This is a genomic window from Streptomyces sp. ADI95-16, assembly GCF_003721495.1.
Classification (GTDB): Bacteria; Actinomycetota; Actinomycetes; order Streptomycetales; family Streptomycetaceae; genus Streptomyces; species Streptomyces goshikiensis.
Genome location: NZ_CP033581.1, coordinates 6,902,897 through 6,927,657, shown reverse-complemented (window position 1 = coordinate 6,927,657; position 24,761 = coordinate 6,902,897). Strand labels below are relative to the sequence as shown.

General features: G+C 71.1%; 13 protein-coding genes and 1 pseudogene. 11 read left to right on the top strand and 3 right to left on the bottom strand.

Annotated features, from left to right (window positions below; all coding sequences use genetic code 11):
• Positions 1-8 precede the first annotated feature (8 nt).
• From EES41_RS30800 to EES41_RS30785, 4 genes are all read left to right on the top strand, one after another.
• A complete protein-coding gene (locus tag EES41_RS30800; protein WP_123081244.1) occupies positions 9-260 on the top strand; it encodes an acyl carrier protein in 252 nt (83 codons plus the stop codon).
• An 83-nt stretch (positions 261-343) separates the two neighbouring features.
• The gene (locus EES41_RS30795) at positions 344-1,549 is read left to right on the top strand and encodes a hypothetical protein (RefSeq protein WP_123081243.1); all 1,206 of its coding nucleotides are present in this window, start codon (positions 344-346) and stop codon (positions 1,547-1,549) included.
• A gap of 3 nt (positions 1,550-1,552) precedes the next feature.
• Positions 1,553-4,234 (top strand): condensation domain-containing protein, encoded by a 2,682-nt coding sequence (locus EES41_RS30790; protein ID WP_123081242.1) that lies wholly within the window; start codon positions 1,553-1,555, stop codon positions 4,232-4,234.
• A gap of 538 nt (positions 4,235-4,772) precedes the next feature.
• Positions 4,773-5,174, top strand: a complete 402-nt coding sequence (locus tag EES41_RS30785) for a DUF1992 domain-containing protein (RefSeq protein ID WP_123081241.1) — start codon at positions 4,773-4,775, stop codon at positions 5,172-5,174.
• A gap of 192 nt (positions 5,175-5,366) precedes the next feature.
• Here the strand turns inward: EES41_RS30785 and EES41_RS30780 are convergent.
• Positions 5,367-5,710 (bottom strand): annotated as a pseudogene (locus EES41_RS30780) (transposase); the annotation flags it as partial.
• 561 nt (positions 5,711-6,271) lie between these two features.
• Here EES41_RS30780 and EES41_RS30775 point away from each other — a divergent pair.
• Genes EES41_RS30775 through EES41_RS30745 form a run of 7 tightly spaced genes read left to right on the top strand, consistent with a single transcriptional unit; the run spans position 6,272 to position 22,162 of the window.
• The gene (locus tag EES41_RS30775) at positions 6,272-7,330 is read left to right on the top strand and encodes a hypothetical protein (RefSeq protein ID WP_164495979.1); all 1,059 of its coding nucleotides are present in this window, start codon (positions 6,272-6,274) and stop codon (positions 7,328-7,330) included.
• A gap of 7 nt (positions 7,331-7,337) precedes the next feature.
• Positions 7,338-9,398 carry a hypothetical protein gene (locus tag EES41_RS30770; RefSeq protein WP_164495978.1) on the top strand — a complete coding sequence of 687 codons (2,061 nt, stop codon included), beginning with the start codon at positions 7,338-7,340 and terminating at the stop codon, positions 9,396-9,398.
• A complete protein-coding gene (locus EES41_RS30765; protein WP_123081238.1) occupies positions 9,391-13,698 on the top strand; it encodes a DUF6603 domain-containing protein in 4,308 nt (1,435 codons plus the stop codon). The genes EES41_RS30770 and EES41_RS30765 overlap by 8 nt, the downstream gene beginning before the upstream one ends.
• Positions 13,699-13,705: 7 nt before the next feature.
• Complete coding sequence (locus EES41_RS30760) at positions 13,706-15,967, top strand: hypothetical protein (RefSeq protein ID WP_123081237.1); 2,262 nt, start codon at positions 13,706-13,708, stop codon at positions 15,965-15,967.
• Complete coding sequence (locus tag EES41_RS30755; protein WP_123081236.1) at positions 15,964-20,007, top strand: discoidin domain-containing protein; 4,044 nt, start codon at positions 15,964-15,966, stop codon at positions 20,005-20,007. Before EES41_RS30760 ends, EES41_RS30755 begins: the two co-directional genes overlap by 4 nt.
• The gene (locus EES41_RS30750; RefSeq protein ID WP_123081235.1) at positions 20,004-20,492 is read left to right on the top strand and encodes a hypothetical protein; all 489 of its coding nucleotides are present in this window, start codon (positions 20,004-20,006) and stop codon (positions 20,490-20,492) included. The genes EES41_RS30755 and EES41_RS30750 overlap by 4 nt, the downstream gene beginning before the upstream one ends.
• 38 nt (positions 20,493-20,530) lie before the next feature.
• Positions 20,531-22,162 carry a hypothetical protein gene (locus tag EES41_RS30745; RefSeq protein ID WP_123081234.1) on the top strand — a complete coding sequence of 544 codons (1,632 nt, stop codon included), beginning with the start codon at positions 20,531-20,533 and terminating at the stop codon, positions 22,160-22,162.
• Positions 22,163-22,175: 13 nt separating this feature from the next.
• Here EES41_RS30745 and EES41_RS30740 read toward each other — a convergent pair whose 3' ends face one another.
• Together EES41_RS30740 and EES41_RS30735 are read right to left on the bottom strand one after the other, a co-directional pair.
• The gene (locus EES41_RS30740) at positions 22,176-23,138 is read right to left on the bottom strand and encodes a reverse transcriptase family protein (RefSeq protein WP_302186192.1); all 963 of its coding nucleotides are present in this window, start codon (positions 23,136-23,138) and stop codon (positions 22,176-22,178) included.
• Positions 23,139-23,499: 361 nt separating this feature from the next.
• A complete protein-coding gene (locus tag EES41_RS30735) occupies positions 23,500-24,744 on the bottom strand; it encodes a hypothetical protein (RefSeq protein ID WP_123081232.1) in 1,245 nt (414 codons plus the stop codon).
• Between the last annotated feature and the right edge of the window lie 17 nt (positions 24,745-24,761).

Below are 24,761 nucleotides of genomic sequence, written 5' to 3'. Positions count from 1 at the left end.
AACCTGATATGACGAACGACGACGTGCGCGCCCGGGTCCGCGAGTTCCTCGCCCCGCACCTGGCCGGCCAGCCGCTCGCCGACAACGACGACTTCTTCGCCCTCGGCTACGTCAACTCTCTCTTCGCGATGCAGCTCGCGCTCTTCGTGGAGAAGGAATTCGCCCTGACCCTCGGCCCGGCGGACATGGACTTCGACAACTTCCGCACGGTCGGCGGTCTCGTCCGCCTGGTCACGTCGCGGACGACGACGGCGGCCTAGTCCCACCTGCGGACGCGCGGCGGCCTGCGCCGCCGCGCGCCGACCCGTTCGACCGTTCTCCCATCGGCGAGGAAAGAACCACGATGACGCACCCCAACGAGGTCCTCACCCGGATCGACCTTCACAGCCCGATCCCCGAAGCGCTGGCCGCCGAGATCGAGCGCCGACTCTTCTTCGTGTCGCCCGAGATCACCGGCTTCGAGGTGACCGTGGAGGGCGACGAGGTGCGCTCCGTGACACTCCGCTCCGAGCAGCCGCTCCCGCACGACGCACTGACCGAGAAGGTCAACTCCATGGTGGACAACGACGTCCGGAGGCAGTGGGTGACGCCGGCCAAGGCCGTCTGGACCTCGCCGCATCAGCGCACCCCGCACCAGGACGTCTTCGAACTCCTCTCCGAGACCGGCGCGGTGACGGAGGTCGGTGAGGGTCAGGTCGCCGTCGGCGAGCCGCTGCTCTCTCTCTTCACCTACTTCGACCGGGCCGTCTGCGACCTGCTGGCCGAGGAGCACGAGGTCCGGGAGTACCGCTACCCGACTCTGATCAGAACGAAGGCGCTGGAGACGGCGGGCTACTTCAAGTCCTTCCCGCAGCACCTGATGTTCGTCACGCGGCTGCGCAACGACCTGGACGTCTACCGCACCTTCCAGGAGCAGCAGGCCGTCACCGGCATCGACTCCGCGGTGCTGGACTCCTGCGCCAACGTGGACTACTGCCTGCCGCCCACGATGTGCTACCACACCTTCAACCAGCACAGCAATCGCACGCTGGAGGCGGGCCGACTCCACGTGGTCACCTCGCGCGGCAAGTCGTTCCGCTTCGAGGCGGCGTACGCCACCGGCCTGGAGCGGCTCTGGGACTTCACCATCCGGGAGATGGTCTTCATGGGCTCCCGGGAAGACGTACTGAACTCCCGTGAGCGCTTCATGCGGAAGGTCTTCGCCTTTGTCGAGGAGCTGGGCTTGAGCGGCTTCTGCGAGGTGGGCAACGACCCGTTCTTCTGCGGCACGGACACCTCCGAGCGGATCTGGTCCCAGCGGATGATGGAGCTCAAGTACGAGTTGCGGCTCCACGTCGGGCCCGGGAAGACGATCGCCGTCGGTTCCTTCAACTTCCACGACGACCTCTTCGGCAAGGCCTTCGGCATCGGCCACGGTGCGGACGGCCCGATCCGGAGCGGCTGCGTCGGCTTCGGCCTGGAGCGGCTCGTCTACGCCTTCCTCTGCCAGTACGGTCTCGACACCACAGCGTGGCCCGCCCAGGTCCGCTCCGTCGTCAGCGGGAGCTGACCCATGGGTGAGAAGGAGGGCCGCGCTCCGCGAGGCCAACAGGAAGAGATCCTCTGCGCGGTGTTCGCCCAGGTGCTCGGGCTCGACCGGGTCACCATCGACGACTCCTTCTTCGAGCTGGGCGGCCACTCCCTGCTGGCCACCCGGCTCGCCGGTCGCATCCGGGCCGCCCTGGACGTGGAGGTCCCGGTCCGGACGATCTTCGAGGCCCCGACCGTCGCCCAACTCACCGACCACCTGGAGCAGGGCTCCGGCAGCCGGCGCCCGCCACTGCTCCCCCGGGACCGTCCGGCGGAGATCCCGCTCTCGCAGACCCAGCGGCGCCTCTGGTTCCTGAACCGCCTGCACGGCGCGGCCGGACACTACAACATGCCGATGGCCTACCGGCTGCGCGGCGACCTCGACCGGTCCGCCCTGCGACTCGCCCTCGACGACCTGGTCACCTGGCACGAGAGTCTGCGCACCGCATACCCCGACTGGGACGGCCGGCCCCAGCAGGTCGTCCTGGACCCGGACGAGGCTCCGGTCGAGCTGCCGGTCGAAGACGTCACCGAGGCAGGCCTGTCCGAGGCGCTGAGCGCTGCGGCCGGTTGCGCCTTCGACCTCACCGCCGAGACGGCACTACGGGCCCAGCTGTTCCGGCTGTCCGCGGACGAACATCTCCTGCTCCTGACCATTCATCACATCGCCTGCGACGGATGGTCGCTGCTCCCCCTGAACCGCGATCTGGCACGCGCGTACGCCGCCCGCCGCCTCGGGCAGGAGCCGGCCCGGCCCGAACTACCGGTCCAGTACGTCGACTACACGCTCTGGCAGGACGACCTCCTGGGCGCCCCGGAGGACCCCAACAGCCTGGTCAATCGCCAGCTCTCCTTCTGGGCTGGCGAGTTGGCGGGAATGCCCGACCGCCTGCGGATCGATGTGGCGGCCCTGCGTCCGGACACCCCCTCACACCGAGGCGGTCGAGTCCCCTTCCACGTCACGCGGGCGACCCACCTGGCACTGCACCAGCTGGCGCGGGAGACCGGCACCAGCGTCTTCATGGTCGTGCAGGCCGCCCTTGCGACCCTGCTCACCAGGCGCGGAGCCGGCACCGACATCGCCATCGGCATCCCCACCGCCGGGCGCACCGACGAGGGCCTCGACGACCTGATCGGATTCTTCGTCAATACCCTGGTGCTGCGCACCAGGACCGACAGCGACCCGACCTTCCGGGAGCTGCTCTTCCGGGTGCGCAGCACGGACCTGGCGGCCTTCGCTCACCAGGAGGTGCCGTTCGACCACGTGGTCCAGACCATCAACCCGCCGCGCTCCCCCGCGTGGCACCCGCTCATCCAGGTGATGCTCGCGTTCCAGAACAACGCGAGCGTCGAGCTCCGCCTTCCCGGCCTGGAGGTCCGGACCGAGCCGGTGACGGAGGGGATCACCCGCTTCGACCTCCGCTTCGAGCTGTTCGAGGGATTCACCGACCAGCGGAGACCGGACGGCATCGACGGCAGCCTCACCTACGCCCTCGACCTCTTCGCCCCCGCGGATGCCGAGCGGCTGGCCCGGGAGTTCACCGAGCTGCTCGACGCCGTGGCCGCCGCTCCGGGTCTGCGGCTGAGCGAACTCGGCGGGGCAGCCGTCCATGAGCTGACCAGCAGCCCGTCCGCCGGGAGGGAGCTGACCGCGGCGGACGGCACCCGGATCGCCTTCGTCTGCTCCCCCTACGGCCAGCAGTGGGTCGGCATGGGACGGACCCTGTTCCGCACCGAACCCGCCTTCCGCTCGGCCCTGGAGGAGTGCGACAGCGAGCTGGCCCGGCACGCCGGCTGGTCCCTCGTCCACGAGCTCTTCCTTGACGAACCCGAAGCCAGGACGGACGACGTCGGCGTCATGCAGCCCATCGTCTTCGCGATCCAAGTGGGCATCGCCCGCTGGCTGGAAGAGGCGGGCGTCCGACCGGCCGCCGTCACGGGTCACAGCGTCGGCGAGATCGCCGCCAGCGTCATCGCAGGCATCCTCGACCTGCCGGACGCGGTCCGGCTCGTCCACCATTACAGCGATCAGCAACGCCGCGTGGCCAACCCTGACAGCGGCATGGCCGTGGTGGAGCTCTCGGCCGTCGACCTTTCAAAGCACCTGCGAGGGCTTGAAGGGAACGTCTGCGTCGCCGCGCGGAACGGACCGCGGACCACCGTGCTGTCCGGTGACCGGTCCGAGCTGGAGGCCATCGTCGCCGAGCTCCAGGCCGCGGACGTGCTGTGCGCGATGGTCCGAGTCGACCTGCCGGCCCATAGCCCGGCGATCGATCCGATCCTGGCGGACCTCGAACGGGCCATAGGTGAGCTCACCCCCAGGCCCGGGCGGATCCCGATGATCTCCTCGGTCACGGGGCAAGCGCTCGACTGGCAGCAGGCCACCGCGGGCTACTTCGCCCAGAACCTGCGCCAGCCCGTCCTGCTGGCCGACTCCACCGCCGAGCTGCTGACGGGCCATGACGTACTGGTCGAGGTCAGCGCTCACCCAGTGCTCGCCCCGGCGCTGTGGCAGAGCGTCGAGGAGTCCGGTACCGCCGCGACCGTCCTGACCACCATGCGCCGCGGTCAGGACGACCGGACGGGCCTCATCGAGGTACTCAACGCCCTCGAACAGCTCGGCCTGAAGGTGGACTTCCCTGGGCAGCGGGCTCAGCCGGGGTAGATCGGATGAGCCACTCGCCTCGCCGCGGTAGTTGTAGGGGCTGGTGATTCCCTGGGCGGCCGCGTGCCGGTCTTGAACGGCTGGTCGATGAGACAGCTTCTTCGACCTCGGCGGTGCGCGGCTCCCCCGCAAGGGTCTTCGAGCAGGCTTGAGCAGCTCACAATGGATCGCATGGTGAGATGGATCACCGACAAGACTGAAGGCCTCGAACCCACCCGCCTCGATCGATCCACGTCACCCCAGTTGGATGGGGCTCCATCTGCCGACTGTGCACAGTTGCCCGACGTCGGACCGGGTCCGGAGGTAGTGACGATCTCCACCCGTAGGCCCTTGTTCCGGAACGCGGTATCGGCAAAGCTCAGCGCTGAGGCCCGTCCCGGTGCGGCCTGCGCCCCATAGGGCGGGTCAGCCCTCCGGGACCGGGCCCGGAGGCGCGCGATACGCTGACGCTGGATTAAAAGCGCCCGCGTGAAGCCCTGTTGGCGGAGAGGTCCCTAGCAGGCGCCGCGCACAGTTGAGGTGACCCCGGGGAGGAACCGTGACCGACCGCAAGCCGCCTGGTATGGACTTCGAGTCTTGGGTGGACCGCCAGATCAGGGAGGCCAGCGACCGCGGCGCCTTCGAGAACCTACCGGGACAGGGGAAGCCGCTGCCCTCTCTTGACACCCCTTATGACGAGCTGTGGTGGATCAAGGGCAAGCTGCACCGCGAGGGATTCTCCGCCTTACCGCCCGCACTCGCGCTGCGCAAGGAGGCAGAGGACGCGATGAAGGCGGTCGACGCGGCGCGCTCCGAGCGCCAGGTGCGGGCCATCCTGACCGAGATCAACGAGAAGATCCGCACGGCGCTGCGCATGCCCCCGCCTGGACCGCCCCTCAGGCTCTCCGAATTCGACATCGAAGAAGTACTCGCAACGTGGCGCGAGGCCCGCTCCGAGTAGGGCCTCGAACAGGGCACCGCCGAAGGTGACGGCTTGGAATTCGGAGTTCAGGCCGTCACCGGTGCGGGCGGCGGTGCTGCGGCCTGGCGGGGCGGCGAAGACGCCGGCGAGGCCGGGAACGGCCATGCCGTGGCAGACGCGCTGCCGCCGTCCCAGAACGGCCCCGTAGGCCGCCGCCTCGGGCCGGGCGGTGCCGACGGCGTTGTCGTGGGCGGAGGCGGCCAGCACGACAACACCGATGACCAGCCCCAGGACGTCCACAGCCAGCCCCGCTTGCGTCCCGAGACCTTCTTGTTCGCGTCCAGCCCCGTCGTGGTCTTCGGGACGCCGGCGGCCGCGCGGACGGACTGGATGTCGGTGATCACGAGGGACGGGTCCTCTAACCGGCGGGCCTTCTCGCGGGCCTGGCAGCGCAGGAGTTCCCGAATCCGCTGGTCCAGCCCGTCCTCACGCCACAGGCGGAGGTAGTAGAACACCGCCGACCAGGACGGCAGATCGTGCGGCAGCAAGCGCCACTGGCAGCCCGTCCGTGACCGGACCCCGGTCCGGCGATGCTGACCTCCGGGCGAGACGGCGGGGGGCCAGGCCAGTGGCCTCGCGGCCAGCTCCGGAAGGCCCACTCAGTGGGCGTTAAGTCCCGTCTTCCTCGGTTCGTGATCGCTCGATCGTGGTGCTGATCGCGGTCCGGTCTTCGCTCTGCATCGACACGCGCGAGATCGAGGATCATCGGGAGCATCCGACCCCCTCCGGCGAGAAGGCTCCTTGCTTGCCTGCCGTCCCACGGGGCCCGCGGCTCGGCCGTGTTCACCCGCCGCCGGGTCGGCGCGCCGGCCGGAGCCGCCCGTGCCGAGCGGCGAACTTCCGTACGGGCACCGCAGGTGAGGGGTGACAACAAATGGGGTTTCGGTCGCCTGCGTGGCGAAATTTCGGCTTTCCACCCCAAGAGGCACCCGGGGGGTGATGTGATCATCTCGCAAGGTGACGGGGCTCCGACGGCAGCGGGGTCCGCCTCCTTGCCGCCCCGCACGCCGAGTCCCGTTCCCATCTGTTCGGTCAGTAGCAGAAAACGGTCATCGGAAAGAGACGAGAGGCCATTGGTGTCGACGCAGCTCGAAAGTGCCGAGAACTCAACGCCACCCGACCGTGACGCACCACGTGCCGGACTGCCCAAGCTTCCGATCTTCCCCTACCTCCGCATTCCCGTTCCGCAGTGGCTGTACCGGTTCGACACCAGGGCTCCGGAGGAGATCTTCGAAGACGGCTTCCTGGCCTGGGGTACCGGGCTGGATCTCTGTCGGCACGTGGCCGGTTTCTCCGATTACCAGCGCATCTCCGGTTTCATCAGTACGGCTTCGGATGTCCGTACCGCGATCGACATGTTCATCAGCTGGAAGGTGAAGAAGGACGACCTCCTCAAGGCGTGGTCGATGGACGTGGAGATGGCGCAGTACGCCAAGAAGTACGGAGTGATCACGAAGCAGATCAGGGAGAGCGAGAGTCTGGCGCCCATCCCTTCGGTAAGGGACGCCCTGAAGCTGGCCGCGCTGTACGCCAAGGAGCTGGAAGTCCTCTTCAAGGTCAACGACCTGGCCGACAGCCGTCAGTCCGCCGCCTGGGTCGAGGGGTGGGTGTACACCATCAAGTCGACGCCGTACTACATCAGCGTCGAGAAGAACCTCCAGGATCCGAGCCGCGACCGGCTCGCCGGCGCACGTGCCGTGGCCCTGTCGAAAGAGGCCACCGAGTGGGCCGTGCCGTTCTACATCCAGACGCAGAGCATCAAGGAAGCGGTCAGGGTGCGTTTCACCCGGCTCAAGCAGCAGGCCGGCAAGCCGGCCTCGTTGGTGCATGACGTCCTGCTCGAAGCCAGGAAGAACGCCAAGTACGACGCCAATGTCGTCTACGACCCCTACGGCATCGAGCACTCGATCACCCGCAGGAGGCCCTACAAGGGCCTCATCGGATATTGGGCGCCGGTCCGTTCCGGGGATCCCGGCCACCCGTACGCTCCCGGAAGTTCGGATTTCCCCGACCTGCCCGCCGCCGAGTGGTCGGGGAAGCAGGAGTACGAGCGGCCTGACGGCCCTCGTTATCCTTTCGGCCGCCCCAGCGAGATCAAACCCGCCTACCCGGCCTGGCAGGCGAAGGGAAAGTGATCTCGGAGTGAAAGAGCTGCAGAACACGGAGATTCACTCCTGTCCAGGGCTCGGCCGCCAGGTGGACGAGACCCTGCACCGGCCCAATGACGAGAGGTACGTCCTTGAGGTCACCGGCAGCGGTCTCGAAACGAAGTACCAGCTCACCACCAAGCGAGGAGTCCCGCCGAAACTTCCCCTTTCGGTGAAATGGGATCAGAAGAACTACTGGTACGCGCCCTGCAAGGACGAAGAGGTGTGGTCCCCCGAAGGACGCCCCGGGTGGTACTGGGAGATCGTCGCGAAGGCGGCCGTGGCGGCCTCGCCGCGGTTGACCCCGGGGCTCGACGACCTGGCCCAGCTCGACATCGCCGTGCCCTCTGTGTTCCGGGCCCTCGCCGAGGTCCTGGGAGTCACGTGCCCCGAGGTCTTACCGGACCTGCGCGGCCGGGTCGTCCCCATGTCCCCGGAGGGGATCTCACTCCTGGCCCGGCTCAACTCGACGCTGCCGGCCGGCAGGACGTGGGACGACTACCTCACGCCGGCGGACATCAAGGACCTGGGCAGCGGGGACGCCGCGCGGGAGAGGGCAGCGCGGGCGAAGATCGAGGGCCTGCCGAAGGACGTCCTCTTCCCCGGTACGGACGAGACGCCGACGCCCGCCCTGTCCAGGGCCCGGGTCGTGGCGGTCCACCGGGACATCATGACCGACCGCCTCCCCGCGGACGTCCGTTACCAGCTGACGCTGAGCGCGGACCGCCACGGCCCGGCGCGCCGCCACCTGATCGCCCACGAGCTCATGCACGCGCACTCCGGTCTCGGCTGCGGCCTGCAAGACGTCAGTACCGAAGTGGACGAGGCCTATACGGAAGTCCTGGCCCGACTGGTCACCGACACCCTGACGGCCGTCGAGACCGGTGTCGCGCGACCGGGTCTGGCGACGGACCGGCAAGCGCAGGAGAAAGTGGCCACCGAGGCCCAGTACAACGTCTTCGTCGCCGACTCCAAAGGCGCCGAGCAGGCCAAGGGCGCCCTGCGCTACCAGAAGAACGTCTGGGCGCTGGTCCGATCGGCCCTCACCCCGGCTCGGGACCCGTACGTGCGGGCCCAGGTGGAGAGCTATTTTTCCGGGAAGACCCCCGCAGGCTCCCCGGTGACGGCGAGCGTCGTACACGTGAGCACCCCGGGGGCGGGGGCCCGGCCGCTGTCCGGACGTACGGGCTCGCGGCAGGCGCCCGTACACCTCTACATGCCGGACGACGGTGCGGTCGACTACCACCTGCTGGTGGTCCCGGGCCCCCCGGCCCATGCCGTCCTCGTCGACTGCGGATGTGACGACCGGTCCCGGGGCGGTGCGGTGGTGGCGGAACTGAGGGCGCTGTTCCAGCGGGTCCTCCCCACCGCCCCCGACGGCAGGAGGCATCTGGACGCTGTCGTCATCTCCCGTTCCGTTCCCCGCCGTTACAACATGCTGGCCGCGGCGACCCAGGGGCTGTCCGTCGGCATGGTGCACCACACCTCCCCGGCACCGGCGTACAACGCGCCGTCGCTCGAAGGAGGCATCCCTGCCTCCGAGTGGTTGAAGGAGCACGACGCCCGGGAGTTCCCCGCGGCGTTCTCCACGCTCAAGCGCCCGCTGCTGACCGCGGGGGCCGCCGCAGTCCACGTCCTCGGAGCCCACCTCGACGGCTCGGCCCACGGGCAGGCAGGCGCGTCCGGCAGCGCGGTTCTCCTGGTCACGTACGGCGGAGTGCGGCTGCTGCTGGCCTCCGACGCCGACACGGCCGCCGCCCGGTCCGTCGAGAAGATCCTGAAGGGCGCGGGCGCGCCGGCCGTGTTCACGCCTCCGGCCTCCCTGGCCGTGGTGACCGGCAGACCCAGCCCCGAGGCGGGGAAGTGGTGGCCCTGGACGCAGGGCCTGCCCGCCCAGTTCGGCCCGCCCGTCCCGGACCACCACAGCGGGCGGCCACGCCGCATCGTGGTCGCGGGCGTGGCCGGCGACGGGCCGCCGGACTGCGGCGCCGTCATTTCCACCGTGGGCCATGAGGCCGTCTACGGTCACGTCGCCGAGGAGGCGGGCAATGGCTGACCTGAGTCTCGACACCATCGGGGGGCGCCTCGACGACGCCGTCTCCGGCGGCGGCCCGTTCACCGTCGGCGCCCAGGAGGTGGGCGTGTCGTTCGCCGCCCTGTGGGACTTCGTCGGCGGCGGCGAGGACGTCGTCCTGAGCACACCGCGCCGTCTGCCCGGCGCCGCCGGCGAGGTGGCGGCCGTCGGCTCGGTCGGCCTGGCCGGCGGGGAGCAACGGGCCGATGTCACGGTGACCTTCACCGGGGACACGGCGGTGCACACCGTACGGCTGGACCTCCCCCTCCCGGACTGGCGCTACCACGACAGTGACACCTCCTGGGACCTCAACGGCCTGCGCGGGCACCTGGGGGCGGGGGCGGCGGCGCGGGCCCGCGTCACGGCGGCCGTGGACGGTCCTGCGGCGAGCCGGGTCTTCGTCCACCTGCCCGGGCCGGGGGCGGAGGTCCCCTTCGAGGCGGCCGTGGATCCCGACGGCACCTGCCGCCTCTCGTCGGCGCTGGACGAGGAGGGCATCGCCCTCTCCGCGCTCGCCGACTTGGACTTCCTGCCCGGCCCGGGAAGCCTGGTCCCGGAGCTGCCCGAGGGCCTACCGGCTGCGGGTGCCGGCGATCCGCGTCTGCACGGCGCGTCCTTCGCCGTGGATTCCTCAGGCGCTCTGCGGTCGGTCGCCGCCCGGGTACGTCTGCTGCGCGAGTGGTCCGTACTCGGCGGCGATCTGCCCCTCGCCCTGAAGAACGTGATGGTGGACTGCGCCCTCGTCCTCCCCGGCGACGGGCTGGACGCGTCGGCCGCCATGGGGCTCTCGGCCACCGTGGTGCTGGGCGGTGCCGAACTGGTGGCCACGGTCTCGGTGCCGGATCTGACGCTTGAACTGTTCGCTTCCCTGCCCGTGGGATCCGGCGCGAGCGATGTCCTCCCGGCCTCCGTGGCGCAGCAGTTGGACGGGCTGGGGCTGCCCCCGCAGCAAGGCGGTACGGGCCTGACGGTGTCGGCCCGTGGCAGCCTGCGCACGAAGGAGTGGTCGCTGACCTGCGCTCTCGCAGGCGAGATCGCGATGGGCCCCCTGACGCTGACCGATCTGTACGTCACCGCCTCCCACGGCCCCGCCACCCGTCTCGCCCTCTCCGTCCACGCGGCCGCCGCCGTCGAGGGTGTGTCCTTCGGCGTCAGCCTGGAGCGGTCCGACCGCTGGACGGCCACCGGCGCCCTGGGCGGCCTGTCCCTCTCCGACCTCGCCCGATGGGCGGCCGACGCCTTCGGGATCGACGTCCCCGTCATCCCCGAGGTGACGGTGGACGCACTGGTGGTCACCTACGACTTCACCAGCCGCGACTTCACCTTCGTCTGCGACAGCGGCCTGGTGTCCGGCGACATCCACGCACGGCTGCACTTCGCGGCGGACCGGCAGGGCACGGGCGGCAGCAGCGTCCTGCGCGCGACGCTGGCCGTGGACGACCTGGCGGCGGAGCCGGGCACCATGCCCCTCCTGTTCGACGCGCAGTGGGTGTCGAAGCCGGGGAGCACCGGTATCAGCGCGAGGTGGCAGACCTCCGCCGAGACGGGCGGCGCGGGAGTGCCGATCACCGGCCTGCTCGACAGCCTGGGCTTCGACGGCGCGGCCGACCTGCTCGGGGAACTCCCCGAAGAGCTGCGGCCGGTGGTAACGGGAGCGTCCCTGGCCTGGGAGCGCACCAGCACCGGGCCGGGGTCGCTGGTGGTGACCGCCGCCACGGACCGGCTCGGCATGGTGGTGGCACAGGTGCCCGCCGCGTCGGGACCGGGCTCCGTGCGGCTGGTGGGGGTACGGGGGCGCATCGACGCCAGGGCCTCGGACCTGCCGCTGATCGGCGAGGCCATCCCACCGGGCCGTGACGTCGTACTGGACGGCTTCCACTTCGCCCATGCCTCCGCCCTGTGGACGGCCGCCCAGGTCCGAGCCCTGAACGGGCTCGTCGGCGCGGCCGACGACACGACCGCGCGACGGCTCCCGCGCTTCCCCGACGAAGACCTCGCCCGGGGGCTCCTGGCGTGGGTCACCGTCACCGCCGACAACAAGGAACTGCCGCCGCTGGTCGTCCGCCCGGGCGCTCCCCGGCCGGCCGTCGTCCTGGGGCGCGAACGCCGGGCCGAGGAGGCGGCGTCACAGGAGATGAACCTGGTCCTCGGCCCGGTGCGGCTGAGCGGCCTGGGGCTCGCCCACCGCGACGGCAGCCTGTTCCTCTCCCTCGACGCCGTCCTCACCGTCGGGCCGGTGCAGCTGGTGCTGCTCGGACTCGGCATCGGCGTCAGCCCGAGCTTCGAGATCACCCCGGCGCTGCGCGGGGCCGGGGTGGTGATGGACAAACCGCCTCTCCACATCTCCGGCATGGTGGAGCGGCGCACCGGAGCAGAGGTCTCTCCGGGGCTCAAGGAGCAGTTCGTCGGGCTCGCCGCGATCGAGACCGGGTTCTTCGCGCTGCACGCCGCCGGCTCGTACGCCAAGGCGGTGGACGGCTGGTCGTCGATGTTCCTGTTCGGCGAGGTCTCGGGAGGCGAGCGCGGGCTGTTCGGGCCGCCCCCGTTCCGGGTGATCGGCATCTCGCTCGGCTTCGGCGTCAACAGCACCGTCCGCACCCCGTCCATCGACCAGGTCGGGCGGTTCCCGCTGGTCAACCGGCTGGACGGCGGTGGCGGCGGTGACACCCCGGAGCAGGTGCTGGAGCAGCTCGCCGGGCCGGGCGGGTGGATCACCCCGCGCGAGGGCCAGTACTGGGGAGCCGGAGGGATCGAGTTCAGCTCGTTCGAGTTCCTGCGCACCCGCGCGCTGCTGCTCGTGGAGGGCGGCCAGTCCTGGAAGGTGATGCTGATCGGCCGCACCACCATCGACCTGCCGCGCAGCAAGGCCCTCAAGGACCCGATCGCCCGGCTCGTCATCGACCTGGCCATCGGCTACCACCACGACCAGGCCCTGTTCTCCATGGACGCGGTCGTCGCGCCCGGCTCGTACGTCATCGACCCGGCGGCCGAGCTCACCGGCGGGCTGTCGCTCTACATCTGGGGCGAGGACCGCACCGCGCAGGGCGGCGGCAAGGGCTTCGTGTTCACCCTGGGCGGCTACCATGACCGCTTCAAACGGCCCGCCTACTATCCCAACCCGCCCCGCGTCGGATGGCGATGGGCGCGCGGCCCGGTGACCATCCGCGGCCAGGTGTACGCCGCGCTGACCGACGGCGCGTTCATGGCCGGCGGCGAGCTCTCCGCGAACTACGACTCGGGCCACGGCATCCAGCTGCAGGCGTGGTTCACCGCCTGGCTGGACGCGCTGGTGCAGTGGAAGCCGTTCTACTTCGACCTGTCGATGGGGCTGAGCATCGGCGTCGCGGCCACCGTGAAGGTGCTGTTCGTCCGCGTCCGGGTCTCCCTGGAAGTCGGGGTGTCCCTGGACCTGTGGGGGCCGCCGATCGGTGGGCGCGCCCGGGTGAAGGTCTGGTTCATCACCTTCACCATCGACTTCGGCACCGGCCGCGACGGCGTGCCGTCGATCGCCTGGCCGGAGTTCAGCGTCCAGCTGCCCGCCCCGCTGTCCATCGCCCCGCTGCGGGGGCTGCTGGTGGACGTCGACCCCGAGGAGGCGGCCGGCCGGTCCGCGGCGGGGGAGCCACTGCTCGTCTCCGCCGACGGGTTCGCCGTCCGCACCGAGGCGGCCGTCCCCGCCGGTCACCTCGTCCTCAACGCCGAGTCCTTCGCCGGGTCCGGCACCGACACCATCGACATCCGGCCGATGGGCCTGCGAGGGGTGGTCTCCGAACACCTGGTCACGCTGCGCCGCTTCGAGGACGAGTACACGCCCACCGGGTGGACGGTGACCCCGTTCCGGCAGGGCATGCCCAAGGCGATGTGGGGGGCGCCGCCGGCCGACCCCCGCGATGTCCTCGACGGCGACGGAGTGCTGGACGGCTGCCTGGCCGGCATCACCTTCGAGATCCCCGCGCCCAAGCTGGCCCCGGCGGTCGGCTGGGTCGACGCCGAGGCCTTGGAGGCCGACGGACTGCCGGACGCGGCGATCCCGCTGCTGGGCTCGGAGCCGGAGGGGCCGCCGTCCGTCGTGGACGAGGACGGCGACACGGCCATCGCCGCCATCGTCGACCCGGACACCGGCATCGCCTCGCCCGGCACCGCCGACCGCAGGGCTTCGGTGCACGCCGCCCTGGCCGCTCTCGGCCTCGCCCCCGGCACCGACGATCCGCTGGCTGACTACGCCCGGCTCGCGCACACCGTGTTCACCAACCCGCCCATGACCACGACAGCCGAGAGGTGAACCGACGTTGAGCGCCACCGATGACCTGCGGGTCGCCTTCCACGACTACCGTCGGCCGGAAGCCGCCGCCGGCGTCTACACCCTCACGGCGGAGCACCGCCTGACCAAGGACGACACACGGGTCGACTCACCCGCGATCCCCGCGACGGAGCAGCGGTTCGAGATCCGTGCGGTCCGGTTCGTCCTCGACCCCTCGTCCGTCCACGCCCGCTATCCGGCCGAGGGAGCCGTCGGCGACTTCGGCCGCACCCTCCCGCACATCACCCTCAACCGCTCCATCCTGCCCTGGGAGCGACTGCTGAAGGCCCGCGCGGTGCCCGGGCAGGCGCCGTGGCTGGCGCTGATGGTCTTCCGCGCGGGCGAACTGCCCGACGACCCGGAAGGTCTGGGCCTGAGCACCACGCGCACCGTCGCCGAGCTGCGCCGCCCACCGGCGGGCACCCTCGGGCCGGACCTCAGCGACATCGGCATCACCCCGGCCATCGAGGCCGGTCGCTGCCAGAGCATCGACGTCCCGGCCGCGTTGTTCACCGCCCTCGTGCCGCGCGAGGAGGAACTGCACTACCTCGCCCACGTCCGCGACGTCTCCCCACGGCCGCGAAAGCGCGCCGAGGACGGCGAAGTCCTCGCCAAGGGCCAGTACGCCGTCCTGGCCGCCAACCGCTTCCCCGGGCGGCCCGGCACCTACACCGCGCACCTGGTCTCCCTGGAGGGCTTCGAGGAGAGCCTCGAACCGGGCCGGCTCCCCGCCGGTACGAACGCGGTGCGGCTGTGCGCCCTGCACTCGTGGACGTTCACCAGCGACCCGGGCGGCACCCGGGCCCCGGCCTCCCTGCTGAGCGACCTCGTCGCGCCCGCCCGTACCGACCGGGAGAACCTGGCGCTGCGCCTGCGCCCCGGCGGGAGCGTGGCGTCCCGCTCCGCGCCGGAAGCCGAGCGGTACACCGAGCGCCGACTGCACCTGGGCTACGTCCCGCTGCCGTACCGGCTGCTGTCGGGGGAGACCACCTACGGCTGGTACCGCGGCCCGTTCCTGCCCGTCATGGCCGCCGCCACCCGCGACTTCGCCCGCGACGCCCCGCAGACCACCGCCGACCACGCGCTGATCTACGAGCCGGAGCACGGCCTGTTCGACATCTCCTACGCGGCCGCCTGGACGCTGGGCCGCACCCTGGCGCTGAGCGACCCCGGCTACGGCGAGGAGATCACCCGCGCCCGGCGCGAGCTGGCCAACACCGCCGCGACGATGATGGCCGTGGCCACCGAGCCGACGCTCGCCGCCACCGCCCCCGGCGACCTGGCCGGACGGGCCCTGCGGGAGCTGGCCGACTCGGGCTTCGCCGCCGGCCTGCGCGAGGCGCTCGCCCGCCCCCTCGCCCCGCCCGGCCAGGCCCCCGCTCCCGCCGCCCGCCGCACCCGCCTCACCCGGGAGGCCGGCCGGGCCGTGCTCGCGGACGAGCCCGGGGCGGCGGCCCTACAGGCCGCCGCCGAGCGCCACACCCGTACGATCCCGGCGTGGCTGGACGAGCTGACGCTGCTCCGCAGGGTGCCGTTCAACTATCTGGTGCCACACCCCGCGATGCTCCCGCCAGAGTCGATCCGGCTGTTCCGTATCGACGCGAACTGGACCGAGGCGCTGCTCGCCGGGGCGCGGGACGTGGGCGTCCACACCTCCCTGGACGCGTTCGTCGACCGTGCGCTCACCGCCGGCGTCGACCGCCGCCGCGCCCGCACCACCGCCTCCCGGCCGGCCGCCGGGCTGCTCATCCGCTCGGACCTCGTGCGGGCCTGGCCGGAGTTCGACCTCCTCGCCACCGCCGCGGGCCGGAGCCTCGGCGAACTGCGCCGCGACCACCCCGCCCCCGACACCCTGCTGATCCTCCTGAACGCGATGCCCGACGAGATCGTCATCCGGGAACCCGGGCAGGGCATCCACTTCGGTCTCGACGCCAATGGCGCCACCGGCGACAACAGCGTCATCAATCTGCGCGATCACCGGCCCGGGACCGGCCTCGGCCACCCGCTGCGCCGCGACTATCCCGCCGACGGGGGCCTGCTCACCCGCCACCTGCGGCGGTCCACCGGTGACGACGCCCCGGAAGTCCTCGCCCTGCGCGGCGAGCGCGGCCTCGTCCCCGCCCTCGCCGCCGCCCTGGACCCCGGCCTGGACGACCTCGCACCGGGCGAGTTCGCCCTGCAACTCGTCAACGCCCCCGTCGAGCAGCGCCTGACCCTCGATCCCGCGCCCTGCCAGGAGACCGCCCGATGACCGACACCGATCTGATCGTCCCCATCGAGGTCCACGCGCTCCTGGCCACCCGCTCCGTGAACGAGTACGACGACTTCCGGCGGTGGACCCCGAAGTACGCGTGGACGTTCTCCGAGGGCCACCGCAGCAACGCCGAGCCGTCCATCCACAGCTCCGAGGGCAGCCCGGGCGAGGGCGTCCACGTGCAGTGGCAGCTGCCCGAGGCCCTGGCGACCGGGGTGATCGACCCCGTCACGGGCGTCAGCGCCTTCCCGCTGGTGCCCAACCGCTGGCTGGTCATCCGCTACGCCCAGGTGCGAGGTGAGCTGAAGGCCGCGGGGTTCCTCGTGCACAGCGACTACCTGGAGAAGGCCGACGGAGGGCCCGCCGAATCGGCGTTCACCCCGTTCGTCGACCCGGCCTCTCCCAAGGAGGCGCCGCGCTCCGACTACATCGGCCGCGTCCACCCGCTGACCGACGGCCCCTGGAGCGAGCCCGCGCGGCGTCCGCTGTTCCTCACCGCCATCGGCAGCGGCCTGCCCGCCTTCGCCGCCTTCGCTCCGTACCACGAGAACGTCTTCCTCTTCCACGACACCCTCGCCGACCTCAAGGCCAACGAGAGCTATCCGCCGCCGTGCACCGTCAGCTACCGCGTGATCGGCTGGTACAGCCAGGACGACGCCGACATCCTCCGCACCGCGCGGGACGTCGAGGGCCTGCTGCCCCCGGACGCCGACCCCGACAGCACGGCCGACGTGCTGCGGGCCCTGGGCTGGGCCGCCCCCGACGGCATGCCGGACACGATCGTCCGGACCCGGTACGCCGGCACCGTGCTCGGCATCCCGTGGGACCGTGAGGGCGGACACCACGACTCGGACCGGCCCGCGAGCCGGGACGTCAAGGTCGCGGTCGGTCACAGCACCGCGGACGCTGCCGCGGCGCTCGCCGCCCACCAGACGCGCAGCAACCGCGCCGCCGACCTCGTCCGTGCCCTCTACCACGGCAACCCGGACGACCTCGACGGCCCCGACTGGCGGAACTCGCTCGACGAGATCACCCGCCGGTCCTGGTTCAGCGGCCACGAGGGCGGCGCCACCTGGCGGGTCGTCAACCGGCCCGGCGACCAGACCGAGGCACAGGCACCGCCGCCCGTCCAGCCGGACTGGGTCGACGCTCTCAACGACGACCAGGACGCCTACGATCGGGCGATCCACCGGCTCAGCGCCGCGCAGTGGCGGCTGTGGACGCTGTGGTGGCTGCGCCACCTGCCCGAAGGCCGCCGTCCGCTGGGCTTCGAGCTCGACGAGGCGGCCTGGGACGAGAAGATCGCCGCCGTCGGGTCCCAGGTGACGGAATGCCGGGCCGAGGTCGACCGGCTGAGCCGCGCGGTCCCGCACGGTCGCACCCCGGAAGAGGTCCAGGCCGCGATCAACGGTTACACCAAGGTCAGGAGACTGCCCGCGGACCTGGAGCTCAAGCGGACCCCCCGGCAGAGCTACCACCGCCCCGCCGACCCCGTCCTCGCCCTGAGCGGCAAGGGCACCGGCCAGTCGCTCGGCCGCGACGAGGACGACCCGCTGCCCTGCCGTCTGCCGTCCCGGCTCCTCACCCGGGTCGAGATCGGCAACGCGCCGGTGCCCGCCCCGGCCGACCCCCTGCTGCCCGCCAACACGCCCGGGATTCCGGGCGTCATCACGCCGCTGATCGCCGAGTTCGCCCTGCTCGACCAGGCTGCGCGCACCCCGGCCACCGGCGGTGCGCCCGGTCGCACGGCGCTGCACGACATCGTCGACGACCCGGCCGCCCGCAGCGAGGGCCCCTGGCCCGAGTACACCCGCGTATGGCGCCAGCCCTGGCTCCCCCTCTACCTGCAGTGGGAGATCAAACACTGCGCCACTCCCTACCGGAGCGAAGGATCCACCGATCCCGCCTGGGAGTTCGACGGCGACCGCTACCGCTGGAAGGGCGGCAACGCCGCCCCCGGCAACGGTGACGGCGGACGGAGGTGGACGGCCTTCGGCGGACGTTCCTTCGTCACCCCTTCCACCCGGTACGTGCTCCGCGAACAGGCCCGGCGGCTCGCCGCGCACGCTCCACCCCAACTGGCCGGACAGCTAAGGGCCATGGGTGAGGAACTGGAGGGCATCGACGTGCTCTCCCAGGCCCTCGACGGCTTCCACGACTGGCTGGTCCACCACGACGGCGCCGCCCAGGCCGTCACCGACCACTCGGTTCTGTCCCTGGCCGGCGAGACCCACCACGTGCCCGACGGCGCCGAGGGCTCGGGCGCGCGGCGGTTCCAGCCCGTGCGCGCGGGGCAGTTCCACTTCATCGAACTGGTCGTCATCGACCGCTTCGGACGGGTGTGCTCACTGGTACAGCCGAACCAGACCCAGCCCATCCAGTTCGAGCCGGTCCGCGCGCCCAGCGTCCTGCCCGACCAGCACCTGTTCCCGAACCCGCCCGGACCCCAGCGCTTCGTGCAGTTGCCGCCCCGGCTCGTCCAACCGGCCCGTGTCCGCCTGGACGCCGTGCCGCTGCGAGCCGACGGTCCACCCGCCGGGACGGCCCTCTCGGGTGACGTCGCGCCCCGCCCGGGCGCCGAAGCGCCGGTGGCCGGCTGGCTCCTGGTCAACCACCTCGACAAGACGCTGCTGACCTACGGTCCCGACGGAGAGCCACTCGGCGAACTCCGCGTGGTGCGCGACGCCCGCAACACGCGCACCACCGCCTGGAACGCGCTTCCGCACGCCCCCCACCGCCACCCCGACGACGACGACTTCGCCGCCGCCTACCCGCACCTCGCGGCGTTCGCCCGCGGCCTGCTCGCCCACGGGCCGGAAGCCTTCGACGCCCTGGCCGAGACGATCGACGGCGCGCTCGACCACATCCTCGAACCCTCGCCCGCCGAGGACCGCTCCCCGGCCCGGCTGATCGGCCGCCCCGTCGCCCTCGTCCGCGTCGGCCTCAACCTGGACCTGATGGGCGAACCCCTGACCGATCCCAGCTGGGAGCACGCCTTCGAGCCGCCGCAGGAGACGTACCCCGATCTCCGCTGGACCGTGCGCCTGGGCGACCCCGACCGGCTCTCCGACGGCCTCATCGGCTACTTCGCCGCCGACGACCACGACCGGCCGACCCGCTACGACCAGCTGCACGCCGTCGACCCGACGGGCCCGGCCAACGCCTATCTGACGGCCATCGGCAAGGGCACGCACCTCACGCTGCCCGCTCGCCCCGCCGACCGCCCCGCCACCCACCACCTCACCCTGCTGGCCTGCCCGCACACCGCCGTGCACGCCACCACGGACATCCTGCCGGTGGCCGAGATCGCCGTGGACGCCGACACCACCCACCGGGCGCTCGCCCGCATCCGCGCCTCCTTCCGGCTCAACCCGCTCCTCGCCCCCGACCGCTTCGGCCCGCCGACGGCGGCGGCCTCGGCCCCGTCCCTGGCCGGCCACCCGGCCTCGGCCATGGCCGACGGCGACCCGACGACCGCCTACGAGAGCGCCGAGCCCGCGGCGACCGGCGACTGGGTCCGTCTCGACCTGCACACCGAACGGCGCGTGGAAGCCGTCAGCGTCCTCCTCGGCCGCCCGGACGGCAGCCATGTCCCGGTGGCCACCGACCTGGAGGCCTCCGCGGACGGCGAGCAGTGGACCGTGCTCCGTAGCGACACCCGGGCGACGGAGATCCACCACACTCCCCCGGCGCCCCTCACCGCCCGCTTCCTGCGGCTGCGGCACACCAGCCCCGCCGCCGGTCCGTGCGCCGTCCGCGCGTTCACGGCCGTGGCCGAGCCGCCGGAGAAGTCCCTCGTGATGCCCCGCCCCGCGGCCTGGCACGGCGACTGGACCTGGGCCGAGCCGCTGCTCGTGGCCGGAACGGCGACCGGCCCGCGGCTGCCCTCCTGGGACGAGCACGTCATCCACCACGCGGACGAGCTCTCCCACCCGGACGCGCCCCTCCCCGTCGCCCGCTCCGGCTACCTCCAGCTCCAACCGGCCGCCCCAGGGCACACCCGCACCACCCCGGCCCCGGAAGGACCCACGTCGTGACCAGCCCCCATCCGGCCCTGCTCCTCCCCTACCTCCTGGAGCACACCCCGGCGACGGCCGCGCAACCGGGCGGCGTGGCCCTCCACCGCGTCCGTCTCACCGTCGGCGACGGCCCCGACGGCCGCACCACCTGGCCCGTGCGGTGCCGGGGGATCACCTTCGACCTCCCCCACGCCACCGGCGCGTCCGCGACGAGCGACGAGCCCGTCGTCCTGCGCACCCGGCTGGACCTCCCCCGCGGCCCCGGGAGGGGCCGGCAATGGCTGGTCGAGACCACCACCACGGACCCGGCCGCCACCCTCCTCACCCTCACCCCCGCCGACCCCGCCCTCTTCGACGGCACCTGGGCCCTCACCCTCACCCTCGACATCAGCACACCGATCGGTGCCGAGAGCCGCGTCACCGAGGACACCGCGCTCGGCGACGACAGCCCGCAGCGCCGCGCCGGCAACGCGCACCTCACCGCCGCCCACGACACCCGCTGACGCCCTCACCACCCCCGGCACCAAGGAGACCTCCCACCGTGACGACCCCCGAACTCCCCATGCTGCTGCCCCCGGCCAAGGAGGAGAGCCCGAGCCCGCTGCGGGTCTCGACCTTCGCCAAACCGGAGTACGCCGACCTGACGTTCACCTACGGCAAGACCAAGGCCGGCTCCGCCACTTGGCCGGTGCACTGCAAGGAGTTCAAGGTCCGCATTCCGACGGGCCGTCAGGCGTCCGCCCTCACCAGTGAACCCGCTCTGATCCGCCACGAGCTGACCGTGCCCGCCGGCAAACGGGAGTGGAACGTCGCCCGGGACACCCGCGACCCCAACCAGACCGTCTTCACCTGCACACCGCCGCCGGACGACCCCGCCGCCTTCGACGGAACCTGGCACGTCGAACTGAAACTCTGGGGCATCGAGGTCAACGGCGGCGTCGGGCCGGTCAGCATCGTCTGGGAGGAGTCCACTTCCGCCACCGGACCCAACGGCCCGTACGAGGGACGCATCGGCCGCGGTGAAGTCAGCAAGCGCGACGACTCGTTCTACCTGCACAGCTTCCGCCCGGCCTCGGTGGCCATCAGCCGCAACACCAAGCCCGTCCTCCACTGGGAGGGTACGGCCAACGCGACGTACACCATGTACTACCGCAAGCCGAACGGTACTCAGGGGTCGTCGCCGGCCACCGGCGGTTCATGGACGTCACCGGAGAACCTGGTGGACGACGGCAGCTTCACGCTCGAAGCGAAGATGGGCAACGAGGTCCGCTACCTCACCACCTACGTCAAGGTGAACAACCCGGACATCGCCGTCACCGGCATCACCGCCGGCGGTACCACAACCCTCAACGGCGCTACCAACCTCAATGGCGCCACCACCACCAAGAACCTCACCGTCAATGCGGCAAACACGCTGTACGCCCAGACCATTGAAGGCAACGGCGCCAGCGGGGCCCTCAAGATCGGCGGAAAGCTGACCCTCTCCACCACGGCCGGTGAGGTCAACGTCGCGAGCAAACTGACCGTCACCGGCATCACCACCCTCAACGGTGCCGCCAGCCTCAACGGCGCCACCACCACCAAGGACCTCACGGTCAACAAGGCGAACACCCTGCATGTCCGAACCATCGAAGGCAGCGGCGACTACGGCTCGCTCGCCATCGGAGGACGCCTGACCCTCTCCACCGAGGGCCGTGAAGTCAATATCGCGAGTACGTTGACCGTCGCCGGCGCCACCACCCTCAAGGGCTCCACCACCACCAAGAACCTCACCGTCGACCCCGGAGCCGACGGGTACCTCTGGCTGAAGACGGGCCGCTTCGACACCGCGGCGGCAGCCACCGTCAACACCATGGGGCCCCTCAACGCCAAGGGACCCACCACGCTCAGCGGAACGATCAGCGGTCTGTTCCCCGCTGTCACCAAGCTCGCGTGGAACGGAAACGTATACTCCTACGCCGTCCCGGCCGACATGATCGCCGTGGTCAGGGACGAATCCGGCAAGAAGCAGTTCATCAACTCCTGGTACAACGGTGTGCAGCTGTTCAACATCGGACTGGACGCCTGGGAAGTGGTATGCGTCCCCCTCAGGAAGGGGGCGGTCTTCCAGAAGACGACCACCGCCGGAAACCAGCGCCTGGACGTCTGGCTGTTCCACGTCGGGGCCAAGTAGTAAAGATGGGCATTCACCACGCGTGGCGTTCCAGGCCGGTCAGGCCCTCGGCGGCCATCGCCTCCTCCCACTTCGCCTTCAGTTGGTCGGCCCAGGCGGCGTCCACACCTCGGGCGTAGGACAGCAGGCCGTCGATGTGGTTCACGAACCCCTGGAGCGAGCTGTATCCGGCATGAGCGACGTGGGCGGTGAGGCCGAAGGACGTCGTGCCCCGGACGTGGTCTTCGAGCCTCCTGCGCGTATGGCGGGGCAGCCGGACCCTGTCGCCGTCCACGAGGAGGCCCAGGACGATCTTGCGGGCGCCCGGCGGGACGATCCGCGTCTTCTTCCTGTGGAGTCGAAACCGTGTCCTTGCCACCGCTGCCGAGATCTCGGCGACGCAGCGTGTGAGGACGGAGCGGTCGAGGTTCCGCGAAGTGGAGAGCGTCATGTCGTCCGCGTAGCGGGTGTACGTCATGTCGTACCGGTCGGCGATGGCCACGAGCGAGTCGTCCAGTGTGCGAGCGATCAAGTTCGCGATGGCCCCGCTCGTAGGGGCTCCCTGGGGAAGGAATCCCAGGGTCCCCGTTCTGTACGTGGGGATGCCCTGGTACGCACTTCTGGTGTACGGCGCGGTGTTCCCGCCCGGGAGCCGGGTGCAGACGCGGGCGATCTCGAACGAGACCAGCCGGTTGTAGCCGGCCTCCCGGACGAGTGCCTGGACCGCGCGCTCGTCAATGGAGTGGAAGAAGTCGTGCAGGTCGAACTTCAGCAGCCAGGAGGCACCCAGATGACGCTGCGCGCACTGCACGGCAGAGCGGCCCTGTTGATAGGCATAGCTCGCTCGATGGGGCGCGATCCTGCCGAACAGGCCTGCCAGCAGCCAGCGCTGTACGTCCATCAGGACACCGTCCGGTGCGGCGATCACACGGGCCTTGCCGGGCTCGCGCTTGGGACGGGAGAACTCCGCGTAGGGGTCCCGGACCCGTTGGACGATCTCCCGCAGGTAGATGTACGGTGCGCCCGTCTGGTGAGCAAGGTGCGCCAGGGTCAGTACGGGCGTGAGATCGCGCCCCTGTAGCCGCCGCGTCTGCGCCAGCGCCTCTTCGATGACGTCGGACGGGACGCCTCTTCGTCGGCCTTCGCTCCGGTAGCGCGCGGGAGAGTCGATGACGGCCTACCTTCGGTGCATGCCGCCAGGCGCTCGCGAGTCGCGCGCCAGGCCCACGTAGGAGCACCGGCGCCTCGCGAGATCCAGGCGTTCGACAGCTTGTCCACAGCATGCGGTTCACGACCGCAGCCTGACCCGCGCGTGCGGGTCGTTGACTCGGCGATGACCTCGCCGATCGCGCTAGACGTCACTGACTCTCCCGCAGGGCAACAGGGTAGTAGGGCTCCTGACTGCCCCGCAAACGACTGACGACTTGTCGTGGACGGATCTTGGCGGCTCGAAGTTCGTCCCGTCCCGCGTCGGTCAACCGGGTCTGGTCATCCACGAGGCCCCACCGGCGGGCTTGCGCGAGGATCTCCCTGGCCGCCGGAACGGAGACCGCCACCGCGCTCGCCAACTGCTCGGGATGCCTGCGGCCCTTGGCGACATGGGCCAGCACCTCGACGAGATGACGAATCCCGCCGCGCGCACGGGTGTGGTGCTCGCCGGCCCGCGCCAGTCGCACCTGCCCCACAGCGCGCAGCCCCAGGAGCGGATCGTATTCGGGTCGGTATCCGACGAGTTCCCGCATGAGTCCCGGCGGGACCACGCGGTTCATGAAGAACGGCGCCCACTGTCCGTCAGGACGCCTGGTGCGTCCCTTTGTCTGGCGCAGGATGGCCGGGAGGTTGTTCGGCACCGTGTGCTCGAACACGAGGAGTCCCCCACTGCGCGACCAGCCCAGTCCCTCTTCGGGGCGCCGCGCGTACTCCACGCACAGTTCGCTGACCCGCTCGGCCTCTTGCCGACTCCACTGCATCGAAGCGAAGTCCATCCCGTGATGGATCACTGACACCTGGTCGTAGAGCCCACTGGAGCGGATGCGCCGCAGCCCGGCCGTCGTCGACGCGAAGAGCATCAGGTGCAGCCGGACGAGCTTCAGGGAGCGCCAACTGCGGATCGTCGCATTCCGCAGCCAGGCCCGCGCGTATGCCAGACACTCCTCGCCGGAGCCGGCGTAGTCGGAGACGAACACGAGGCTCCGGACACGCCTCGCCCGGAGGACGTCGATCGTCGTGGCGCTGCGCGCCACGACGGCGGTGTCCAGACTCCGCTCCGTGGGCCGGAGGATGTTCTGAACGATCAACTCGCTGCCGCCCCCGTCGCCACTGGAGACCAGCGGCGACACATCGCCGATGAACATCGTGTCCGTCGGCCGGCAGGAGCGGACGCTGTACAGAGCCGCCGGCACGTTCGCATCGGTCGTCAACGTCGACCTCAGCTGCTCCGACAGTTCCTGCCTGAACGTCGTCTCCGAGACGACGTGCAGGCTGTTGAGCAACAGCTGGGCCGCGGCGGTGTCACCCGGGGCGAAATTGGTCAGCCACTCGATCCCCTGGCGGGTCTCGCTCGGCCTCGTCGGTACCCGCTCGCCCCGCATGCGCATCGCCATGCGTCAACCCTGCCTCC

Coding starts and splice junctions, on each gene's coding strand:
- EES41_RS30735 (WP_123081232.1), bottom strand. CDS start 24,744: ATGGCGATGCGCATGCGGGGCGAGCGGGTACCGACGAGGCCGAGCGAG.
- EES41_RS30800 (WP_123081244.1), top strand. CDS start 9: ATGACGAACGACGACGTGCGCGCCCGGGTCCGCGAGTTCCTCGCCCCG.
- EES41_RS30790 (WP_123081242.1), top strand. CDS start 1,553: ATGGGTGAGAAGGAGGGCCGCGCTCCGCGAGGCCAACAGGAAGAGATC.
- EES41_RS30765 (WP_123081238.1), top strand. CDS start 9,391: ATGGCTGACCTGAGTCTCGACACCATCGGGGGGCGCCTCGACGACGCC.
- EES41_RS30795 (WP_123081243.1), top strand. CDS start 344: ATGACGCACCCCAACGAGGTCCTCACCCGGATCGACCTTCACAGCCCG.
- EES41_RS30755 (WP_123081236.1), top strand. CDS start 15,964: ATGACCGACACCGATCTGATCGTCCCCATCGAGGTCCACGCGCTCCTG.